The following is a 19,609-nucleotide window of genomic DNA, read 5'->3' as shown; positions in this document are numbered from 1 at the left end:
CACATGAACACACCGACACCTGAAAAACCCGCCACTTCCGAACGCGAAGAAACTCTGGCTGAGCGCTCGGCCCGTCTCGAATCCGAAGCAGCCGGCCTGTATAACAAGGACGAACAAGACCCGCTCGCCCCGGAAGCCATCGCAGAAACAGACGAAGAAAGGCAAGACGCTCCGGCAACCGCTTCCGGCGTAGAGCTAGTAGAACTAAAAGCGCTGCAAGAAGAACTCGCCGCCACGCGCGACCAGGCCAAACGCGCTCTGGCCGAAGCCGAAAACACCCGCCGCCGCGCTATCAAAGAACGCGAAGACGCTTCAAAATTCGCAGTCTCCGGATTCGCAAAAGATTTACTGGACGTTTCAGACAACCTGCGCCGCGCTCTGGAAGCCGTGCCCACCGATCTGCTGGAAAGCGCGCCGCGCCTCAAAAACCTTGTCGATGGCATCGAAGCCACGGAGCGCACCCTCCTGCGCACCTTCGAAAAACACGGCATCGAAAAAATCGAACCGCTCGACCAGCCCTTCGACCCGAATTATCACGAAGTGATGTTTGAAGCCCCGGTTCCCGGCAAACCGGCAGGCACCGTTATGCAAGTTATGGAATCCGGATATGTCTTGAATGGCCGTATCCTGCGCCCGGCGCGCGTCGGCGTCGTTAAGGATGATGGCACCACCCCGCCCACAGGCGAAACACCCCCCGGCGGCCATATTGATACGCAGGCTTAAAAAACATCGGTAGAACCAAAGGTCACAAAATGTCTAAACTTCTTTCTTGGGCCTTTTTAACAACATGCGTTTTTTTTACATTACTCCTTGGGTTTTTATATCTGCTCTACATGGAAAGAAGCATCAGTCCGTATGCCCCCCAAATATCCTTCCTTAACTTCCTGTCAGGAGTAAATGTTCTTCCGAAAACACTGAGCACCGTACACCCTGTTATTCAAATCACAAGTCTCACAAGTCTTTTTTTATTTGCCCAACTGGCATATGCACTACTCATACAAAAAACACTTATATGCTCGAAACAAGAAACCAATATTTTTCAAAGTTACAAATGGGCATACAAAACAATTTTCTCAACAAAATGGTTTGTTGTAAGCATAAGCGGCATATTGTGCTTCTTACTTACAGCCCCGAATTTTTATTATTCATACAATATACTACAAGTAGCAACGTTCCTCGCTACAATCTGGCTTGTGGCAATTTTTCCTCTAAGCGCATTCAATCAAGACATAATACACTCAAATCAACCCAAAAACTGGTTAAAACCAGTATGGCCAGGATTTGAAACATATTCTTTATTTCTGCTGTTTTCCTGTTTTTATGTACTGGCAATAGTTAAAGAAATCACCCCCGAAAATCTTATACTCACAGCATTAGCAATAGTTTTCAGCATATCAGGAACATTTATATTCACTTACTTATCTTTTCAAATTCTGCACAACCGATCAGTATATAAAAACGTTTTCAAAACCATTAAAAGAACACTGCCTTCCAGAATTTACATTGGCTGGCTCGCGCTTTTCATCTTACTGCCGTTCTTCGCCGCTATCCCCTTCCTCATAATATTATTTTTCTTATCATGGGGATACAGTGACATATTGCCAAAACTTGTAAGCAGATATAAAAACACTGACATAAACCTTTCAGAGACCTTTAAAAGCTTTCTTAATTGGCTTGATAATTTTTCTTATGGATACGCCGAAAGCACTTATATGCTGATTTGCACTCTACTATTGACGTTTCTAACACTATCTACTGGCAGATATTTTTACTTGTCTTTACAAAACAACACAAAGAAAGAAAGCTAAAAATCACGCCTGTAGAACTTGCAATTTTAAACAACGCTCTTATATTACTCCTTAAGAAGTGCTGTGAAAAACGGGCTTTGAAGTATATAAATCTTGCTTAAGTTAAGGAGATTAAAATGAGCAAAATTATCGGTATCGACCTTGGTACAACCAATTCCTGCGTCGCTGTTATGGACGGCAAGGAAACCCGAATCATCGAAAACGCCGAAGGCGCGCGCACCACCCCATCCATGATCGCCTTTTCCAAAGACGGTGAACGCCTCGTCGGCCAGCCTGCCAAGCGTCAGGCCGTCACCAATCCCGAAAACACGCTTTACGCGATTAAACGCCTGATTGGCCGCCCTTTTAAAGACAAACAGGTCCAGGACATGGCCTCAAAAGCCCCCTTCAAAATTATCGAAGGCGAAAACGGCGATGCCTGGGTTGAAGTAAACGGCGAAAAATACGCCCCATCACAAATCTCGGCGATGCTCCTGCAAAAAATGAAAGAAACCGCGGAAAACTTCCTCGGCGAAAAAGTCACAAAGGCCGTGATCACGGTTCCCGCATACTTCAACGACTCCCAGCGCCAGGCCACCAAAGACGCCGGTAAAATCGCCGGTCTGGAGGTCGAGCGTATTATCAACGAACCCACAGCCGCCGCGCTTGCCTATGGTCTCGATAAAAAAGAACACGGCACGATTGTTGTCTACGACCTTGGCGGCGGGACTTTCGACGTCTCCGTCCTCGAAATCGGCGATGGTGTTTTTGAAGTTAAATCCACCAACGGCGACACATTCCTTGGCGGTGAAGACTTTGACTTGCGCATTATCGATTACCTCGCCGATGAGTTCAAAAAATCCGACTCCATTGATTTGCGTAAAGACAAGCTAGCCCTGCAACGCCTGAAAGAAGCAGCGGAAAAGGCCAAGATTGAACTCTCTTCCACCACGCAAACCGAGGTCAACCTGCCATTCGTCACGGCTGATGCCAACGGACCAAAGCACCTGCAAGTGTCCTTAAGCCGAGCCAAACTCGAAAGTCTGGTTGAAGACCTCATCAAGCGCTCCATCGATCCGGTGAAAAAGGCGCTCAAAGATGCAGGCCTAAAACCCGCCGATATTGACGACATAATCTTGGTCGGCGGAATGACCCGCATGCCGAAAGTCATCGAAACGGTCAAAAACTATTTTGGCAAAGATCCGCACAAAGGTGTTAATCCTGATGAAGTCGTCGCCGACGGCGCAGCTATTCAGGGCGGCGTACTGCAAGGCGACGTTAAAGACGTGCTGCTTCTTGATGTTACCCCGCTCTCACTCGGCATTGAAACCTTAGGCGGCGTCTTCACCCGCCTGATCGAACGCAACACAACCATCCCTACCAAAAAATCGCAAGTCTTCTCCACCGCAGAGGACAGCCAAAACGCAGTAACAATCCGCGTCTTCCAGGGCGAGCGTGAAATGGCCGCTGACAATAAAATTCTCGGCCAGTTTGACCTCGTGGGCATTCCCCCTGCTCCGCGCGGTATCCCACAAATCGAAGTCACTTTCGACATCGATGCCAACGGGATCGTCAATGTCTCTGCAAAAGACAAGGCTACAAACAAGGAACAGCAAATCCGCATTCAAGCCTCTGGCGGCTTATCAGACGCCGATATTGATCAAATGGTCAAAGACGCAGAAAGCCATGCCGATGAGGATAAAAAGAAACGCGAAACTGTTGAAGCCAAAAATGTAGGCGAAAGCATGATTCATGCGACCGAAAAGTCGCTGGAAGAACTTGGCGGAGATTTGCCGAACGACGAAAAAAACAAAGTTGAACAAGCAATTCAGGATCTCAAAGACGTACTCGAAAGCGGAAATGCCGAAGACATCAAAGCCAAAACGGAAAGCCTGTCTCAAGCCAGCATGAAACTGGGGGAACTGGCCTACCGCAAGGCCCAGGAAGAGGCAGCTGGTGAAGCAGAAACGCAAGAAGCCGAACCTGTAGACGCCGATGAAGACGAAGTCATTGAAGCCGATTTCACCGATCTTGAGATCGAAGATGAAGACGGCAAAGATCAAAAGTCTGCTTAAATTAATCCATTACGTCATTGCGAGCGCAAGCGAAGCAATCTAGTATCTGGATTGCCGCGTCGGGCCGAAAAGCCCTCCTCGCAATGACGATTGTTAAAAACTGGGAATACAGGCGTGAAAAACAATACATCATATTACGAGATCCTCAACATCTCTCCGAAAGCTTCGGACGATGAAATCCGCCGTGCCTATCATACACTGGCCAAAAAGTTCCACCCGGATCGAAACCCGCAAAATCGAAGACTGGCCGAACTCCGCTTCCGCGTTATCAGCGAAGCCTATGCCAATCTCAAAACCCGGGAAAAACGCGCCGCCTATAATCGCACCCGCCGTCTACAGGCCCAAAACGACAACAAAAACACTGGCAATTTTTTCTCTCAAATCAGTGAGATTTTTAAGCCCAAAAACAAAGAGATTAAAAATTAATGCCCAATGATTTATACAAAACCCTCGGAGTCGATAAAACCGCCAGCGCCGATGAGCTTAAAAAAGCCTATCGCAAACTGGCTATGAAATATCACCCAGACCAAAATAAAGACAACGCCGAGGCTGAAGCTAAATTCAAAGAAGTCAGCCACGCCTATGATATTCTCAAAGACGAACAAAAACGCGCCGCTTACGACCGTTATGGCGAAGCCGCATTCGACGGTTCTATGGGTACCGGCGGTGCTGGCGGCCCTAGCGGATTCGGCGCAAACGCAGGCGCCTTTTCCGACATCTTCGAAGACATGTTCGGCGAATTCATGGGCGGACGCGCAGGCGCAGGCCGCAGCGGCAAGGCCCGCGGCTCCGACATCCAATACACGTTAGAACTCACACTTGAAGACGCCTACAAGGGCAAAGACGCGCAAATCAAAATCCCCGTCAATGATACCTGCGAAGCGTGCAAAGGCTCTGGCGCACAGAGCGGCACAAGCGCCGGGGATTGCTCAACCTGCGATGGCCAGGGCCGCGTTCGCCAACAACAGGGATTCTTCACCATCGAACGCACCTGCCCGACCTGCCACGGCGCTGGAAAGATCATCACCGACCCGTGCAAAAAGTGCCACGGTCAGGGCCGCATCAAAAAAGACAAAACGCTCAAAGTCAAAATCCCGCCCGGCGTTGATACCGGCCGGCGCATCCGCCTGTCCGGCGAAGGTGAAGCCGGTGTCCAAGGCGGCCCGCGCGGCGATCTTTATGTCTTGCTGGCGATCAAACCGCACAAACTCTTCAAGCGCGATGGCGCAAACCTGTTCTGCCGCGTGCCCATCACCGTTACAAAGGCTGCGCTAGGGGGTGATCTAGAAGTCCCCACCATCGAAGGCAAGGCCACAAAAGTCAAAATCCCGCCCGGCACCCAGACCGGCCAGCAATTCCGCCTCAAAGGCAAAGGTATGCCCATTCTGGGAAGCGACTCAAAAGGCGATCTTTACATCGAAACCTTTGTCGAAACCCCGGTCAACCTGAACAAAAAACAACAAGACATCCTTAAACAACTCGACAAGGATTTCAGCGAAAATAACGGCGGAGGCAAACACTCCCCCGAAGCCAGCGGCTTTTTCACCAAAGTCCGTGAATTCTGGGATGACTTGAAGGATTAGGCTTAATAATTCCCATGGCCCTGGACACCCTTATAACCCCGCTAAATTTCAACGATGCCATCATTGGCAAATCGATCAATGACAAAAAAAGCGGCCTCGACATTATCGTGGGCTATATCAGCGGCATGCCTCCAGATCTGGCAGAAATGGTCGAACAATTTGATTCCATCGGCCTCGCCTTGATGAACCGCGGTATCGGTCAGCATGAACTTGACCAGGCCTGCCAAAAACTGGCCGAACAATGCCAAAATGAAATTTCTTCTCTGCTCATAACCAAAAGCGACCTCCCCTTTGATGCCAGATGGTATCTCATCGGCGATCTTCTCCAGATGCTCGAACTTGCGCGAAAAGACATAATTTCTTTGCCTTTTAGCGATTTCCTGTATGATGAGCTTTCAGATTTTTTAAGAACATATAGATGATAAGTAATTATAATTAATATATTTTTCAGACAGAACGCAAAGGAACGACAAAATGAAAATAGGTGTTACAGGATGCACGGGCCGAGTCGGAAGCCTGATCACGAAAGAACTCCTTTCCGGAGACTGGAAAGAATTAGAGCTGGCTGGCGGCACAGTGCTCAACGAAGATGAAATCACCGATGACTTCTTCATGACCACCGACGCAGAAGACCTCTTCGCCCGCGCCGATACGATCATCGACTTCACATCGCCAAGGGCCGTCCCGACCCACACCGAACTGGCCGCCAAACACGGCACCATTCTGATTATCGGCACCAGCGGCCTGAGCGAAGCTGACGAAGCCCTCGTTAAACAGGCCGCCACAAAAACCCCCGTTGTCTATGCCGCCAATATGAGCGTCGGCGTCAATCTATTGATCGCCTTGGTCGAACAGGCCGCCCGGCGTCTCGATGATAGCTGGGATGCGGAAATCCTCGACTTGCATCATAAATATAAAGTCGATGCCCCTTCCGGCACATCTTACGCCTTAGCCAAAGCCATCCAAAAAGGACGCGGTAAAGCGTTCGACAAACAAGATCTCACATTAGCGCGTGAAGGCCATACCGGTGCGCGCGAAGCTGGAAAGATCGGCTTTTCCGTTCAGCGCGGCGGCGATGTCGTTGCTGAAAATTCCACCATTTTCTTTGGCATGGGGGAACGCCTCGAAATCACGCACAAAGCCACAGACCGCGCCATTTTCGCACGCGGCGCTCTGCGAGCCGCACTCTGGGCCAAGGGCCGCCCCGCCGGCCTGTATTCCATGAATGATGTTTTGGGGCTATAGAGTCAAAACTTATAGCTTCTCCATCCGAAGAATCTTGCGCTTTAAATCCGCGCCCCAGCCATAATTCCCCAGCGCACCGGATTTTTGTACCACGCGGTGACACGGCACGATTAAAGACACGGGGTTTTCCCCCACCGCGCTTCCAACGGCGCGCGCCGCCGCAGGGCGTCCAATATCATTCGCCACATCACCATAACAAAGCTTTTGCCCTTTACGAATCTTCAAAAGCGCCTTCCACACTGCCTTTTGAAACACGCTGCCATGCAAATCAAGCGCAATTTCATTCTCACGCCCCTGCGCCCAGGCCTCCATCACCTGATCCCCCAGATCGCGCAGCTCATCATCATCATGAACAAATTCTGCGCCTTTAAAATGCGCCCGCATCCGCTCCAGCCCATCGCCCTTATATCCGGCGACCATAAAACCGAGCCAGCACAATCCCTTCTCCGTCTTTCCAAGCACCATTTCCCCAAGGCTGGATGGATAAAATCCGTAAATAATTTTTTCCATGACGAATCCCCTTTTGCTTGTTATGTGTTGACCATGACTCTATCGCAAAAAAATATCCAACTTTTTTTCTCCCGCCTGCGCAAAATTCAGCCTGAGCCAAAAAGCGATCTTAAATGGACCAACGCCTACACCTTGCTGGTCGCCGTTACGCTTTCAGCCCAGGCTACCGATGCCGGCGTCAACAAAGCCACGCATGAATTGTTCAAAATCGCCGACACGCCGCAAAAAATGTTGGGACTCGGAATCGACGGCCTTAAAGAGCACATCAAAACCATCGGCCTGTATAACAACAAAGCCAAAAACATCATCGCCATGGCTGAAATTCTGGTCAATGAATATGACGGGCAAGTGCCCGACAGCAGAGATAAACTCATGAAGCTTCCCGGCGTAGGCCGCAAAACCGCCAATGTCGTACTCAATATTGTTTTTAAACAACCGACCATGGCCGTCGACACGCATATTTTCCGCGTCGCCAATCGCACCGGCATGGCTCCGGGCAAAACACCTGAAGCCGTCGAACAAGCCTTGCTGAAAGCCGTGCCCGATGAATTCGCCCTCCACGCCCATCACTGGCTCATCCTGCACGGACGCTATACCTGCAAAGCGCGCAAGCCCGATTGTCCAAGCTGCATTGTCGCAGATCTATGCGAATTTAAAGAAAAAACACATCCGGACTAAAAACTATAAATTTTATAGAAAACTGTAAGATCAGTTCTCGGTTTCATGGGGTGCAATCAGCACCGTCTCATCGAAAAGCAATATGTCGTTAAACAAACATTGCGCACCGACCTTAGGGATATAATATTGCCGAGCCCAGCCTTGTTGCGCTTCAAATTCTTTTCGGCATTTATCGGCGCACTGCGTTTCAGACATCGCAAACAATATCCGCAGACCCGATCCATAGCTGTCTTCATTTTCCGGATCCATATAGCTTTTAAGCTCAACCGTACAATGATTGCGATAAATTTGCGTACACGCAGGCGGATTCAGACATGTTTCGTGCTGCCAGGCACCGCATTTCCCTTGCACGCACTTTAACATGATCTCTCCGGCATATTTCTCGCTCTGCTCCCCGGGAGCAGACACCGCACAATCCATCGCTCTGGGATCAAGCCCACGCTTATTATAATAATAATCCTCGGCAGCCTTATAGTGGTCCTGCGATACGGCAAGCAGGGAATTACAGCCGATATACATCAGTCGGCAGTCCTGATCCGCATCACATGCCCGCCATCGCCCCTTGGGCGGCCAGCCTGCAAATACATCGAGATCAATCTGCCCCACAAGAGAATCGTCCCGATGAGCAAAGAATGAATCGACGAAGGCGATATTCTCTGGATTTTCCATCCCATTTTCATATTGAAGGATTCTAGAGCCAGTCATAACCGTATCGCCAAGATAAAGCCATTTCTGTCCGGGAGAAAAACGAACATGACAGGAACTGCTGCCCGGCTGAACCGTAAAAACATTTCCGGCTGATGCGTTTTTATAGCCCTTTTCAATATTGAAAACGACCTCGCTTTCTTTGAGGCTTTGCACCACTCCTATAAAAACAACGTCTGCCTGATTATAAAGCGTCTCAAAATCCTGTGGTATATAACGGCATGCCCGTGCGGGCGTATAAGCAATTAAAAACAGGAAAAGTAATAACAAAAATTTCATGCTGGCAGTTTTATCAACTTTTCATGTTTTTTCATAGAGTTAATCTCAAACCCTTAGTTCGACTTATAAAATCCATCCAGCCGCACGAAACGCGCCTCCGCATTTGCACGAACCAGATTCTCAAGACACTCCTCCTGAACGTCCTGATCGCTCATGCCTTTTTGGCGCGCCCGCACTTCATAATGCGCCACAGGAGCCTCTGACACCTTTTTCACACCGTCAGCAACCGTAAAATATACATCCAAAACGCACACCTTATTACGATATTGCCAAATCACCGTTGGCAAATCCCGGCGCACCAACTCAGGCTGGCTCAAAACTACACGCACATCGCGAGCGCTAAGAGACAAAAGGCTTTCACTCCCCCCCAACATCACCCGGCGAAGAGCCCGCTTATCGGCGCGCGAATACTCGGCATCACGCACAATCATCTTACCTGCCAAGCCGCTTGCTGCCTGTGCCTGTCCGTAATCTTGTTTCAAACTATGAATAGCAAAGAAAAATCCAACAATAACAAACAATACTATCAGTAAATTCAGCTTACTTTGGTACATAAATAACCGCTCTCTTGTGATTTTTTATTTGCGCCATCAAAGCGCTATCGGCATTTTTGGATATATGGCCCCATCAGGCCCGGTTACAAAAACGTAAAAACGCCCGCCTCAAAAATGCGCCCTTCCCGCATAGCTACATACAAGAAGCCAGGCCCTTATAAAGCCTGGCTTCCAAATGTTCAACAAAAATATCAAGTGTAGCAGTATAAAACCACCTCAAAACGCCTATTCAGCAGCGGCAGCAGCCTTACTGAACAAACCTTCATCATTGTTAGCAGGCTCAGGTTGCCGCTCAACTTTCTCTACTTTGGGCACTGCCGACTTCGTGACCTTTGGAGCTGCCGATGGCTTTTTTGCCGCCGACGGAGCCGCTGACAAAGGCGTAAGCTTACCATCAATAATTGCTCCCGCTTCCAGAGCTATCTCTTTATAAGAGATAGACCCAGTTACTGTTCCCGTTGATGAAACAGTTAAACGGCCACTCACAGTGATATCACCTTCAAAACGACCTGCGATATTGGCTTCGTTGATTTCAACAGTGCCATAGAATGTCCCGCTCTCTGCAATTTCCAGAACATTCGCGCCTTTAAGCGCAGCTTCAACCGTCCCTTCCACCAGCAAATAATCACAAGACTCGATTTCACCAGACATTGTGATACCAGACCCGATTGTCAACCGACGATCAGAACCGGTATCCGCAGGACTGCCGCCCAAACCAGGGTAAGCACCGGGATAACCGCCCGCTGCGCGAACCGGAGCCTGCCCGGGGCGTTGATATGCTCCCATCACTGCTGGCGCACTGCCTTCTTGTTCTGTTGCTGTTTTATCTTGATCTGTCATGGTCCCTTGATCCTCTTCTTGGGGTGTTTCTACTGTGCTTGTTGATGACTTTGGCTCAGCCTTCTCATCTGAGTCAGGCCCTTTAAACTCGGTAATATCGTCCCGCGTCTGTCTCTGAGCATCCTGCTCGTCTGTGGTAGGAGCGGAAACCTTTTCCGGCTCTTGGTCTTCTGATTTAACACGATGAAACATATGGCACGTACCTCTCGATAAAAAAATTTCGCTTGAGCACTCTCTCCAGATTTCAAGCGGTGGTTTAACGATTACTGAGTATAGACCGAACGCTAGCATGCGATCAAAAACACCGCAAGACCCGTTTTAAGAACTTTCTTATAATCCACTGAATTCAATAAATATTTTTTTGTGAACTAAGATTCTATCTTAACAAAAAATTAACCTAAATTATGAATAATGGTGGGACGATAATAGGGGAAGTGTAAAACACGATGGCAAAGTCAGGTTTCAGTTTTTTAAGCTTGCTGGGCATTACCGATTCACCGGAAAGCTCACCGGAAAGCTTGCCTAAAAACGCAGCCAACAATCACGTTTACGACGTTCAGATTGTCCCTGGTGAAAGTAAAGCCGAAAGCACCGCAAAAATTACCGTCGACAAAGGCGCCGTTGAACAGATTGAAGGCGACACACTTGAAGACAAAGCTCAAGCCATTGAAAAAGAACTCAATGAGGCGAACCAGCAATACGACATCGCCGGTCCAGCAGAATATGACGTTGCCATCGTCTGCGACGACACATCCCCTCAATCAACCGCACCGGTTGCGCCTGCTGCACCCGTAGAGATCAAACATTTCCGCCAGGAAGAATCTGTTATGGGCATTCAAAGCTATCTCATCGGCAGAGGCCATGAACGTGTTGGAGATAAACACAATAATCCCGACGGAATGTTCGGCAACGGCTCAAACAAAGCTCTGGCCGAAGAAATCAAAAGCTTTCAACAACAAAACGGCATAGAGCCAACCGGCGAATACAATGACGCAACCCGTCAAGCCTATCTGACACAAGCTGCAAAAATGGAAGGCGGCTCGGCCGGGCGCGATGCCCTTGAAGGGTTCGTCGAAGGGCTTGATGCTATGAAAAATAAAGACATTGATGGTCACAGTGCCCTTGATCGTGTTTACCACCCGGAACAAGCTGTAGAACAAGCCCCACAAGCAGGTATGTGTAAAATCACAATCGATACCTCCATACTGGATAGCACGTTTAGCGTCAAACCCACTTAGAAATAACCAGCACGCTCCACTCAATGAAAATAGTCATAAATAACCTGTGCAAGAGATTCTGAAATACCTTCAACCTTTTGCAGATCTTCCACCCCCGCGCCAGCCACCGCCTTAGCCGATCCAAAATAATTGAGCAACGCCTTCTTGCGCTTTCCCCCCACGCCAGGCACCCCGTCAAGCGGCGAAGCGTTAATCTGTTTTTGCCGCCGCGCCCGGTGCGTCCCAATAGCAAACCGGTGCGCCTCATCACGCAAACGCTGCAAATAATGCAAAACCGGATCATTCACCGGCAATTGAAAACTCGCCCGTCCAACCATATGAAACTGTTCACGGCCCGCATTACGATCCGGTCCCTTTGAAATCGCCACCAGCGTGAGCGCATCAAGTACGCCGTAATCCTCCAACACTTCGGCACAAGCGCTAAGCTGCCCTTTACCGCCATCAATCAATAATAAATCCGGCCAATTCGGTCCGGACATTTCCGGCGCCTCTTTCAGCGCACGCTTAAAGCGCCGCTCCAGAACTTCGCGCATCATGCCGTAATCATCGCCGGCTTCAGCCCGTTTAATATTAAATTTCCTATACGCCCCCGTATTAAACCCGTCCGGCCCGGCCACAATCATACCGCCGACCATATTCGTCCCCGAAATATGCGAGTTATCATAAACTTCGATCCGCTTGGGAAGCTCATCCATCCCGAACAGATCCGCCACCCCGGCGAGCAACTTCGCCTCACCGGCTTTTTCAACCAGATTACGGGCCAGCGCCTCACGCGCATTGCGCAGGGCAAAATCGACAATCCGCTTACGCCCGCCTCGCTGGGGCTTTGAAATCACAACCTTATGCGAAACCTTTGAGCTAAACGCCTCCTCAAGCAACGCCTTCTCTTCCGGCAATACATTAACCAGCACATTTTTAGGAACCAGCTTATTCTCATAGAACTGCGCCATAAACGCCGCCATCACATTCGCAGGCTCCTCATCCCGGTCATGACGGGGAAAATAAGACCAGTTACCGTAATTGCGCCCGCCGCGAAAGAAAAACACCTGCACACAAGACCGCCCCTCTTTCTGCGCCAGCGCCATCACATCGACATTCCCCAGCCCGGCAACATTAATGTCCTGCCGCGCATGAATAGAGCTAAGCGCCTGAATCCTGTCCCGATACACCGCCGCCGCTTCATAATTCTGCGCACTACAGGCCGTCTGCATTTTCTCCACCATGCGCGTTTGTACGGCCTGACTTTTACCATCGAGAAAATCTTGCGCTTCCATAATCTGCCGCGCATATTCTTTCTTGCTCACCTTCCCCACACACGGCGCAGTGCAGCGCTTAATATGATACTGCAAACATGGCCGCGTGCGCTGTGCAAAATAACCATCCGAACAATTACGAAGCAAAAACACCCGCTGCAAAACCCCAATCGTCCGGTTGACATCACCCGCACTCGCAAACGGCCCGTAATATTGCCCTTTGCGCTTTTTTGCCCCGCGATGCTTCACCACCTGCGGGAAATCATGATCCTCCGTCATCAGGATATAGGGAAAACTCTTATCATCACGCAAAAGCACATTATATTTAGGATTAAACTTCTTAATCAGGTTCGATTCCAGCAATAACGCTTCGGCTTCCGTATGCGTATGAACAAACTCCATAGCTCTGGTGATGCTAATCATCCGCTGTAACCGGATCGGCAATGTTTCAGGGCGCGTATAATTCACCACGCGTTTTTTCAGGGATTTTGCTTTACCGACATAAAGAACCTCCCCGCCCTCGCAAAGCATTCGATACACCCCCGGCGTATCAGGCAGCTTTTTCACATAGCCCTTAATAATACGTGCGCCGAGTTCAACCGGCGAAATTTTAACTACATCATCCATGGCCGTTAATTTAAGACCTCCCCCTTCAGGATGCAATGGCGCGGCAGCACAACCACCATACCAAAGGTTACATAACATTTTTCCCTTGACATCCAAAAGGAAATATCAACTATTAGTTGCATAAAAAAACAAAACAAAAAGCAACACCATAATTTAAGGTGTGACGTGTGTTCAAAAAATACCAAGGGAGGATTTCATGCAACACCACCAAATCCGGTCTACTGTAGACAATACCGTTCTGTTTGAAGGACGCTTTGAAAACTTCAAAGCCTGTCTCGAACAAGCGGTTGCAGATCGGGTTGCACTTCACTGTGTAAACCTGCGTAACCAAAACCTGACCAACGCCAATCTCGACGATGCGCTCATGCCCGGTGCCGATTTTTCCGGCACCAACCTCACCGGCGCTAATATGTCAGAATCCTATCTTAAGGGCGCAGACTTCAAAAGCACCGTGCTCTATAACACCTGCTTCTACGATTCAAACCTAAGCGCCTGCAATTTCGAAGGTGCCGCCTTCGGGGCCACAGATATTCACGGCACCATCCTCAGCCACGCGCAATTTTCAACGCTCTCATGTTTCTGTCTCGACTTCGTGCGCGCCAGAGCCATGAGCGGCTGCATCTTCATTAACCCCGATGGCCGTATATGCGAAATGTCCAAGCCACCCATCGTCGTACGCGGCGCTGGAAATGCCCCTATTATTTTGCTCGACAACAAAATCAAATCTGGCCACAACATCATCGACCACAAACGACTGCGCCCGCTGATAGAAAAGCTCTCTGTTCGCACCCTGCGAAAGCGCATTGCCACGTGAATTTTGTATTTTGTGTATTGTTTTGCGCTTTTGGAAATTGAATGGCTTGAAAATAACGCCCGCACGCCCTATGAATGAACGCTGCATGGGCCTGTGGCGGAATGGTAGACGCTGCGGACTTAAAATCCGTTGGGAGTAATCCCGTGGGGGTTCAAGTCCCCCCAGGCCCACCATCTAAACTTAATCGCCATCAATCATCCACAGGCACCTGAAAGCTCAAACTCTGCGCACCACCGCCACAGCGCTCTACCAACGCCAAAACCTCCTTCGTCGCCGCGCGAATAGTCGCCTCATCAGTTCCGCGCAAAACCACGCTCACATTCAACGCCCCTCCGCGAAAGGACGGGTAACTCCCGATATCAACCGTTTCATAACGCCCCTGAATTTCGCGCAGCCCTTCCGCCACAATGCTTTCTTTCAGATCACAAAACACAGTATTGGATAAAATCGCCGCGCCTGGCTTAATCTCGGCAATCACATGCTCCAGCATCGCGCGCATAATCCGCGGTACGCCGGCCATCACAAACACATTTTCAATTGCAAACCCCGGCGCACCCGACACAGGGTTAAGCAACAAACGCGCCCCGCGCGGCATATTGGCCATGCGCGCGCGTGTCTCGTTCAACTCATCCGGCCCATAATAATCCAGCAACACATGATACGCTTCCGCATGCCGCTCAAACACAACTCCCATCGCCTTGGCTATGCTGGTTGCCGTAATATCGTCATGTGTCGGACCAATCCCACCCGTCGTAAACACGTAATCATATTCGTCGCGCAAAACATTCACCGCCTCAATAATCTTTTCCTCAATATCCGGCACCACGCGCACCTCAGCCAAAGGCACGCCATGTTTAGTCATATGCTCGGCAATCCAGTTAATATTCTTGTCAGACGTGCGCCCGGAAAGAATTTCATTACCGATAACAACAAGTGAAGATCTCTGTCCCATCCAGAATTTCCTTGGTTTTTATACTGCTCACACTATTATAGGCGTTCTGGGATAAAGATATATTGAATTTTAAAGCAGATAGACCGATTTATGAACACCGCCAATACATACACATCAGAAGGTATCGAACTCCACGCCGACAACGCCGACTTCGAAGGCATGCGGAGAGCCGGAAAACTCGCCGCTACTATTCTCGATGAAGTCACACCACTTGTCGTGCCCGGCGTCACTACCGAAGAGCTCGATAAATTCTGTCATGAATACGCCCTCAAACATAACGCCATCCCCGCCCCGCTGGGTTACGGCGAAGGACCGGGCCGCCCCCCCTTCCCCAAGGCCACCTGCACCTCGGTCAATCATGTCGTATGCCACGGTATCCCGAACGAGAAAACCTTACGCGAAGGCGACATCGTCAATATCGACGTCACCGTCATCCTCGATGGCTGGCACGGCGATACCTCGCGTATGTATATGGTGGGCAATAAACATTCGGTCAAAGCCAAGCGGCTTGTAGACGTCACCTATGACGCCATGATGCGCGGCATCGAGGCCGTTAAGCCCGGTGCAACCCTCGGCGATGTTGGCTACGCCATCCAGTCTTATGCCGAAAGTGAGCGCTTTGGCGTTGTCACCGATTTCTGCGGTCACGGGCTGGGCAAGGTCTTCCATGCGCCCCCTTCCGTCATGCATATCGGCCAGCCCGGCAAAGGCACGGTGTTAGAGCCCGGCATGTTCTTCACGATTGAGCCCATGATCAACGCGGGAGATTATCGCACCAAAGTCCTGCCCGATGGCTGGACCGCCATTACCAAAGACCGCTCGCTATCGGCGCAGTTCGAACATTCCCTCGCCGTCACTGACGACGGCTTCGAAATCTTCACCCTTTCTCCAAAGGGGTACACAAAGCCTCCTTATGAATAAGGATGAGATGAAATGATGTTTGAGATAATATCCGCTGTTTGGCTTATAACCTTTGCTATAAATTACCTATATATTACACGACATGATGAAGAAGCCTCTCAAACATTTGTCTTGTTTATGCTTCCTCTTTCAGGAAAACCAATCCAGATAATAGTGTCGTTTGTTGCAAGCTCAATAATGACCGGATGTGTTGCAGTCTTATTAATTATGGTAGACCATTATTTTTTGGATACACAGTTTTGAGTTTTTAAATTAAGCCATGACCGCCGCACAGAAAGCACAAAAACCACACTATCGCGGCCACCGTGATCGCCTGCGTGAACGCTTCGCCAAAACCCCTGACGCACTGGCCGATTACGAACTGCTCGAACTCGTTCTTTTCCTCGCCATCCCGCAAAAAGACGTCAAACCGCTGGCTAAAGACCTCCTCAAACGCTTCGGCAGCCTGTCCGAAATCATGCACGCGCCCATCGAAGAACTCACCCGCGTCGAAGGCATAAAAGACAAAACCGCGCTGGCCCTCAAATCCATCACCGCGCTATCCAACCGCGCCGCCAAAAACGAACTGATAAACAAACCCGTCCTCAATTCCTGGACCCGCCTGATGGATTATTGCCACGCCACAATGGCCCATGAAACGCGGGAGCATTTCCGCATTCTCTTCCTCAATAAAAAGAACGAACTCATCGCCGATGAAATTCAGGGCTCCGGCACGGTTGACCACACCCCGGCCTATCCGCGTGAAATCATGAAACGCGCACTTGAACTCGGCGCGACCGCGCTCATCCTCATGCATAACCACCCCAGCGGCGATCCCAAACCCTCCCAAGCCGATGTCGATATGACCACCCAGATCATCAGCGCCGGGCAGCCTTTCAACATCGTTATCCACGACCATATCGTCATGTCCAAAAACGGCTATTCCAGTTTTAAAAATATGGGATTACTCTAAAGGCCATGCTCTCCATAATCCGTCATTGCGAGCGTAGCGAAGCAATCCAGAATCTGGATTGCCGCGTCAGACCTCCGGTCTTCCTCGCTTGCACCCTTCAGGGTGCAATGACGATACTAGCATGTCTTATCTTATCCGCCTGCGCGCCGCAGCTTCCCACTTCGGAAAAGCTGGAACAGATCCGCCTCGCCAAACAGGACGCTTTGGCCACTGAAATAACCGCCAGCGGCCTGACACTGGGCCAACCCACTTACATCCGCGTCTTCAAATCCGAAAATCTCGTCGAAACATGGGTGCAAGATGAAACAACCGGCCGCTACGCCCCGTTCAAAACCTACCCCATCTGCAATTACTCCGGCCTGCTCGGCCCCAAACTGATGGAAGGCGACCGCCAGGCCCCCGAAGGCTTCTATACCGTCACAGCCCGGCAAATGAACCCGTGGAGCCAATACCACCTGTCCTTTGACATCGGCTACCCCAACGCATTCGACCGCGCATTGGGGCACACCGGCTCAAACCTGATGATCCATGGCGACTGCAAATCCGACGGCTGCTATGCGCTCACCGATCCGGCCATCGAAGAAGTCTACCTCCTCACCGAAGCCTCAATCCGCGAAGGCCACCCCGTGCCCGTGCACATCTTCCCGTTCCGCATGCATGCCCGGAATATGGCCCAGCACAACGCCAGTCCATGGTCCCCCTTCTGGCAGAACCTGCGCGAAGGCTACGACGCCTTTGAAATCACCAGAATTCCACCGGAAATTCGCGTTCAAACCGACCTTACCGGCGCAATGTACATATTCGAAGAACAAAACTTTAAAACAGCCTTGTATTAGAAAGTTAATCCAAATGAGCCTAAGTGACAAAAATCCCTCAATTGATCGCTTCTTCGATCCAGTTATAAACTGCACATCTCACAACGAACTCAGAACATGGCTTAAAAAACAAAATGAAGAGGACATCAGAACTTTTTTAGACACATATAATTTTGACACCAACCAGGCGGAAAAAAGTATTTTACGACAAGAGTTAGAAAGACGAAGCTCTATTAAAAATCAAAAAGACAAATGGATTGACAGAATTATCGGATTTGTATTTGGAATATTATCTGGATTTTTAATCAACTCATTTTAAATGTCATTGCGAGCGCAGCGAAGCAATCCGGAATCCGGATTGCTTCGCTGCGCTCGCAATGACAATAAATAATAAATGCCCCTTGGTGCCTTGGTGTCTTGGTGGTAAAACTCTCTCGCAACAAACAATTCTAAAGAGACGAACAATGATCCCACGCTATTCCCGCCCTGAAATGGCCAATATTTTCGAACAAGAAAACAAATTCAGCATCTGGCTGGAGGTAGAGACTCTCGCCCTTGAAAAAATGGCCGATCTCGGTATCGTCCCTGAAAGCGCAGCCATTGCCCTGCGCGGAAAAGGCGACTTCGACATCGCCCGCATCGATGAGATCGAGGCCGAAGTCAAACACGACGTCATCGCCTTCCTCACCTCCGTCGCCGAACATGTCGGCGAGGAATCCCGCTTCGTCCATCAAGGCATGACCAGCTCCGACGTGATCGACACCTCTTTCGCCGTCATGCTGACCCAGGCCGCCGATCTGATTATCGAGGATCTCGACAAACTCCTCGCTGCGCTCAAGAAACAGGCTCTGGCCCATAAAGACACGCTGTGCATTGGCCGCTCCCACGGTATTCAGGGCGAGCCCACAACCTTTGGCCTGAAAATGGCCGGCCACTACGCCGCCTTCGCCCGCGCGAAAAAGCGCATGATCGCCGCGAAAGAAGAAATCTCAACCATTACAATCTCAGGCGCTGTAGGCACCTACCCCGTCCTGCCGCCAGAAGTCGAACAATATGTGGCCGATAAACTCGGCCTCAAGCCCGAAACCGTCGCCACACAAGTCATCCCCCGCGACCGCCACGCCATGTTCTTTGCCACGCTCGGCGTCATCGCCAGCTCAATCGAAAACCTCGCCGTCGAGATCCGCCACCTCCAGCGCACCGAAGTCCGCGAGGCGGAAGAATATTTCGACCCTGGTCAGAAAGGCTCCTCTGCCATGCCGCATAAGCGAAATCCCATCGGCAGCGAAAACATGACCGGGCAAGCCCGCATCATCCGCGCCGCCGTCATTCCGGCCCTCGAAAATGTCGCCCTGTGGCATGAACGCGACATCTCACACTCCTCCGTTGAGCGCACGATATTGCCCGATGCCCTCATCTCGGCTGACTACGCAATCAATCGCCTCGCCGGAATTATCGACCGCCTGCTCGTTTACCCAGAGCGCATGATACACAATCTGGAAATGACCGGCGGACTGCTCTTCTCTCAACGCGTCATGCTCGCCCTCACCCAGGAAGGTATCTCCCGCGAGGACGCCTACCGCATCGTTCAGAAAAACGCCATGGCCGTTTGGGAAGACCGCGCCAACGGCAAAGGCTCCAAAACCTTACGCGGCGAACTGGAAAACGACGCGGCTGTCACGGATAAACTTGACTCCGCCGCCTTTGAGGCTATCTTCAACTACGATGCTTACACCAAAAATATCGAAAGCATCATCAACCGCGCACTTGCTTAAGGAGAC

20 protein-coding genes and 1 tRNA gene are annotated in these 19,609 nt (G+C 50.3%); 15 read left to right on the top strand and 6 right to left on the bottom strand.

Going from position 1 to position 19,609, the window contains the following annotated elements:
* Positions 1-3 precede the first annotated feature (3 nt).
* The 6 genes from grpE (at position 4) to H6859_01405 (ending at position 6,690) form a co-directional block, all read left to right on the top strand.
* Positions 4-723 (top strand): nucleotide exchange factor GrpE, encoded by a 720-nt coding sequence (gene grpE / locus H6859_01430; protein USO05892.1) that lies wholly within the window; start codon positions 4-6, stop codon positions 721-723.
* Positions 724-1,924: 1,201 nt separating this feature from the next.
* Positions 1,925-3,862: a molecular chaperone DnaK gene (gene dnaK, locus H6859_01425; GenBank protein USO05891.1), complete on the top strand. Its 1,938-nt coding sequence runs from the start codon at positions 1,925-1,927 to the stop codon at positions 3,860-3,862.
* A gap of 114 nt (positions 3,863-3,976) precedes the next feature.
* Complete coding sequence (locus H6859_01420) at positions 3,977-4,288, top strand: J domain-containing protein (GenBank protein USO05890.1); 312 nt, start codon at positions 3,977-3,979, stop codon at positions 4,286-4,288.
* Entirely contained in the window at positions 4,288-5,445 is a 1,158-nt protein-coding gene (dnaJ, locus tag H6859_01415) for a molecular chaperone DnaJ (GenBank protein ID USO05889.1), read from the top strand. The genes H6859_01420 and dnaJ overlap by 1 nt, the downstream gene beginning before the upstream one ends.
* A gap of 14 nt (positions 5,446-5,459) precedes the next feature.
* A complete protein-coding gene (locus H6859_01410) occupies positions 5,460-5,867 on the top strand; it encodes a hypothetical protein (protein USO05888.1) in 408 nt (135 codons plus the stop codon).
* A gap of 52 nt (positions 5,868-5,919) precedes the next feature.
* Positions 5,920-6,690, top strand: a complete 771-nt coding sequence (locus H6859_01405) for a 4-hydroxy-tetrahydrodipicolinate reductase (protein ID USO05887.1) — start codon at positions 5,920-5,922, stop codon at positions 6,688-6,690.
* A gap of 9 nt (positions 6,691-6,699) precedes the next feature.
* On the opposite strand, the gene H6859_01400 is transcribed toward H6859_01405, so the two are convergent.
* Complete coding sequence (locus H6859_01400; protein ID USO05886.1) at positions 6,700-7,200, bottom strand: methylated-DNA--[protein]-cysteine S-methyltransferase; 501 nt, start codon at positions 7,198-7,200, stop codon at positions 6,700-6,702.
* 33 nt (positions 7,201-7,233) lie between these two features.
* Here H6859_01400 and nth point away from each other — a divergent pair, with 33 nt between their 5' ends.
* Positions 7,234-7,878 (top strand): endonuclease III, encoded by a 645-nt coding sequence (gene nth / locus H6859_01395; GenBank protein ID USO05885.1) that lies wholly within the window; start codon positions 7,234-7,236, stop codon positions 7,876-7,878.
* A 30-nt stretch (positions 7,879-7,908) separates the two neighbouring features.
* Here the strand turns inward: nth and H6859_01390 are convergent, their stop codons facing one another.
* The 3 genes from H6859_01390 to H6859_01380 all read right to left on the bottom strand — a co-directional run bounded on the left by H6859_01390 (position 7,909) and on the right by H6859_01380 (position 10,256).
* The gene (locus tag H6859_01390; GenBank protein ID USO05884.1) at positions 7,909-8,862 is read right to left on the bottom strand and encodes a hypothetical protein; all 954 of its coding nucleotides are present in this window, start codon (positions 8,860-8,862) and stop codon (positions 7,909-7,911) included.
* Positions 8,863-8,915: 53 nt separating this feature from the next.
* On the bottom strand, positions 8,916-9,416 hold the full coding sequence (locus H6859_01385; GenBank protein ID USO05883.1) for a hypothetical protein: 501 nt from the start codon (positions 9,414-9,416) through the stop codon (positions 8,916-8,918).
* 225 nt (positions 9,417-9,641) lie between these two features.
* Complete coding sequence (locus tag H6859_01380; protein USO06655.1) at positions 9,642-10,256, bottom strand: polymer-forming cytoskeletal protein; 615 nt, start codon at positions 10,254-10,256, stop codon at positions 9,642-9,644.
* A 446-nt stretch (positions 10,257-10,702) separates the two neighbouring features.
* Between H6859_01380 and H6859_01375 the strand changes: the two genes are divergently transcribed.
* A complete protein-coding gene (locus tag H6859_01375) occupies positions 10,703-11,494 on the top strand; it encodes a peptidoglycan-binding protein (GenBank protein ID USO05882.1) in 792 nt (263 codons plus the stop codon).
* A gap of 20 nt (positions 11,495-11,514) precedes the next feature.
* Here the strand turns inward: H6859_01375 and uvrC are convergent, their stop codons facing one another.
* Complete coding sequence (gene uvrC, locus H6859_01370; GenBank protein ID USO05881.1) at positions 11,515-13,452, bottom strand: excinuclease ABC subunit UvrC; 1,938 nt, start codon at positions 13,450-13,452, stop codon at positions 11,515-11,517.
* 118 nt (positions 13,453-13,570) lie between these two features.
* Between uvrC and H6859_01365 the strand changes: the two genes are divergently transcribed.
* Entirely contained in the window at positions 13,571-14,188 is a 618-nt protein-coding gene (locus tag H6859_01365; protein USO05880.1) for a pentapeptide repeat-containing protein, read from the top strand.
* 87 nt (positions 14,189-14,275) lie between these two features.
* Positions 14,276-14,361 (top strand) — tRNA-Leu (locus H6859_01360).
* Positions 14,362-14,378: 17 nt separating this feature from the next.
* On the opposite strand, the gene H6859_01355 is transcribed toward H6859_01360, so the two are convergent.
* Entirely contained in the window at positions 14,379-15,140 is a 762-nt protein-coding gene (locus H6859_01355; GenBank protein ID USO05879.1) for a competence/damage-inducible protein A, read from the bottom strand.
* A gap of 90 nt (positions 15,141-15,230) precedes the next feature.
* Here H6859_01355 and map point away from each other — a divergent pair, with 90 nt between their 5' ends.
* From map to H6859_01330, 5 genes are all read left to right on the top strand, one after another.
* Entirely contained in the window at positions 15,231-16,061 is an 831-nt protein-coding gene (gene map, locus H6859_01350; GenBank protein USO05878.1) for a type I methionyl aminopeptidase, read from the top strand.
* A gap of 259 nt (positions 16,062-16,320) precedes the next feature.
* The gene (gene radC / locus H6859_01345; protein ID USO05877.1) at positions 16,321-17,013 is read left to right on the top strand and encodes a DNA repair protein RadC; all 693 of its coding nucleotides are present in this window, start codon (positions 16,321-16,323) and stop codon (positions 17,011-17,013) included.
* A gap of 107 nt (positions 17,014-17,120) precedes the next feature.
* Positions 17,121-17,849 (top strand): murein L,D-transpeptidase, encoded by a 729-nt coding sequence (locus H6859_01340; GenBank protein ID USO06654.1) that lies wholly within the window; start codon positions 17,121-17,123, stop codon positions 17,847-17,849.
* A 13-nt stretch (positions 17,850-17,862) separates the two neighbouring features.
* Positions 17,863-18,147 (top strand): hypothetical protein, encoded by a 285-nt coding sequence (locus tag H6859_01335; GenBank protein USO05876.1) that lies wholly within the window; start codon positions 17,863-17,865, stop codon positions 18,145-18,147.
* Between the two features lie 145 nt (positions 18,148-18,292).
* Positions 18,293-19,603, top strand: coding sequence for an adenylosuccinate lyase (locus H6859_01330; protein ID USO05875.1), 1,311 nt, complete (start codon positions 18,293-18,295; stop codon positions 19,601-19,603).
* The last annotated feature ends 6 nt before the right edge of the window (positions 19,604-19,609 follow it).

The sequence above is a fragment of the Rhodospirillales bacterium genome (assembly GCA_023898785.1).
Classification (GTDB): domain Bacteria; phylum Pseudomonadota; class Alphaproteobacteria; order Micavibrionales; family Micavibrionaceae; genus TMED27.
The sequence above is the reverse complement of the archived record's forward strand: the minus strand, read 5'-3'. Positions and strand labels throughout refer to the sequence as shown.

What these genes read in the sequence shown, in the direction of transcription:
- H6859_01365 (USO05880.1), top strand. Translation starts at nt 13,571, where the DNA reads ATGCAACACCACCAAATCCGGTCTACTGTAGACAATACCGTTCTGTTT.
- H6859_01375 (USO05882.1), top strand. Translation starts at nt 10,703, where the DNA reads ATGGCAAAGTCAGGTTTCAGTTTTTTAAGCTTGCTGGGCATTACCGAT.
- dnaJ (USO05889.1), top strand. Translation starts at nt 4,288, where the DNA reads ATGCCCAATGATTTATACAAAACCCTCGGAGTCGATAAAACCGCCAGC.
- dnaK (USO05891.1), top strand. Translation starts at nt 1,925, where the DNA reads ATGAGCAAAATTATCGGTATCGACCTTGGTACAACCAATTCCTGCGTC.
- H6859_01400 (USO05886.1), bottom strand. Translation starts at nt 7,200, where the DNA reads ATGGAAAAAATTATTTACGGATTTTATCCATCCAGCCTTGGGGAAATG.
- grpE (USO05892.1), top strand. Translation starts at nt 4, where the DNA reads ATGAACACACCGACACCTGAAAAACCCGCCACTTCCGAACGCGAAGAA.
- radC (USO05877.1), top strand. Translation starts at nt 16,321, where the DNA reads ATGACCGCCGCACAGAAAGCACAAAAACCACACTATCGCGGCCACCGT.
- H6859_01405 (USO05887.1), top strand. Translation starts at nt 5,920, where the DNA reads ATGAAAATAGGTGTTACAGGATGCACGGGCCGAGTCGGAAGCCTGATC.
- H6859_01390 (USO05884.1), bottom strand. Translation starts at nt 8,862, where the DNA reads ATGAAATTTTTGTTATTACTTTTCCTGTTTTTAATTGCTTATACGCCC.
- H6859_01355 (USO05879.1), bottom strand. Translation starts at nt 15,140, where the DNA reads ATGGGACAGAGATCTTCACTTGTTGTTATCGGTAATGAAATTCTTTCC.
- nth (USO05885.1), top strand. Translation starts at nt 7,234, where the DNA reads ATGACTCTATCGCAAAAAAATATCCAACTTTTTTTCTCCCGCCTGCGC.
- H6859_01335 (USO05876.1), top strand. Translation starts at nt 17,863, where the DNA reads ATGAGCCTAAGTGACAAAAATCCCTCAATTGATCGCTTCTTCGATCCA.
- H6859_01380 (USO06655.1), bottom strand. Translation starts at nt 10,256, where the DNA reads ATGACAGATCAAGATAAAACAGCAACAGAACAAGAAGGCAGTGCGCCA.
- H6859_01330 (USO05875.1), top strand. Translation starts at nt 18,293, where the DNA reads ATGATCCCACGCTATTCCCGCCCTGAAATGGCCAATATTTTCGAACAA.
- H6859_01410 (USO05888.1), top strand. Translation starts at nt 5,460, where the DNA reads ATGGCCCTGGACACCCTTATAACCCCGCTAAATTTCAACGATGCCATC.
- H6859_01340 (USO06654.1), top strand. Translation starts at nt 17,121, where the DNA reads ATGACGATACTAGCATGTCTTATCTTATCCGCCTGCGCGCCGCAGCTT.
- uvrC (USO05881.1), bottom strand. Translation starts at nt 13,452, where the DNA reads ATGTTATGTAACCTTTGGTATGGTGGTTGTGCTGCCGCGCCATTGCAT.
- H6859_01385 (USO05883.1), bottom strand. Translation starts at nt 9,416, where the DNA reads ATGTACCAAAGTAAGCTGAATTTACTGATAGTATTGTTTGTTATTGTT.
- map (USO05878.1), top strand. Translation starts at nt 15,231, where the DNA reads ATGAACACCGCCAATACATACACATCAGAAGGTATCGAACTCCACGCC.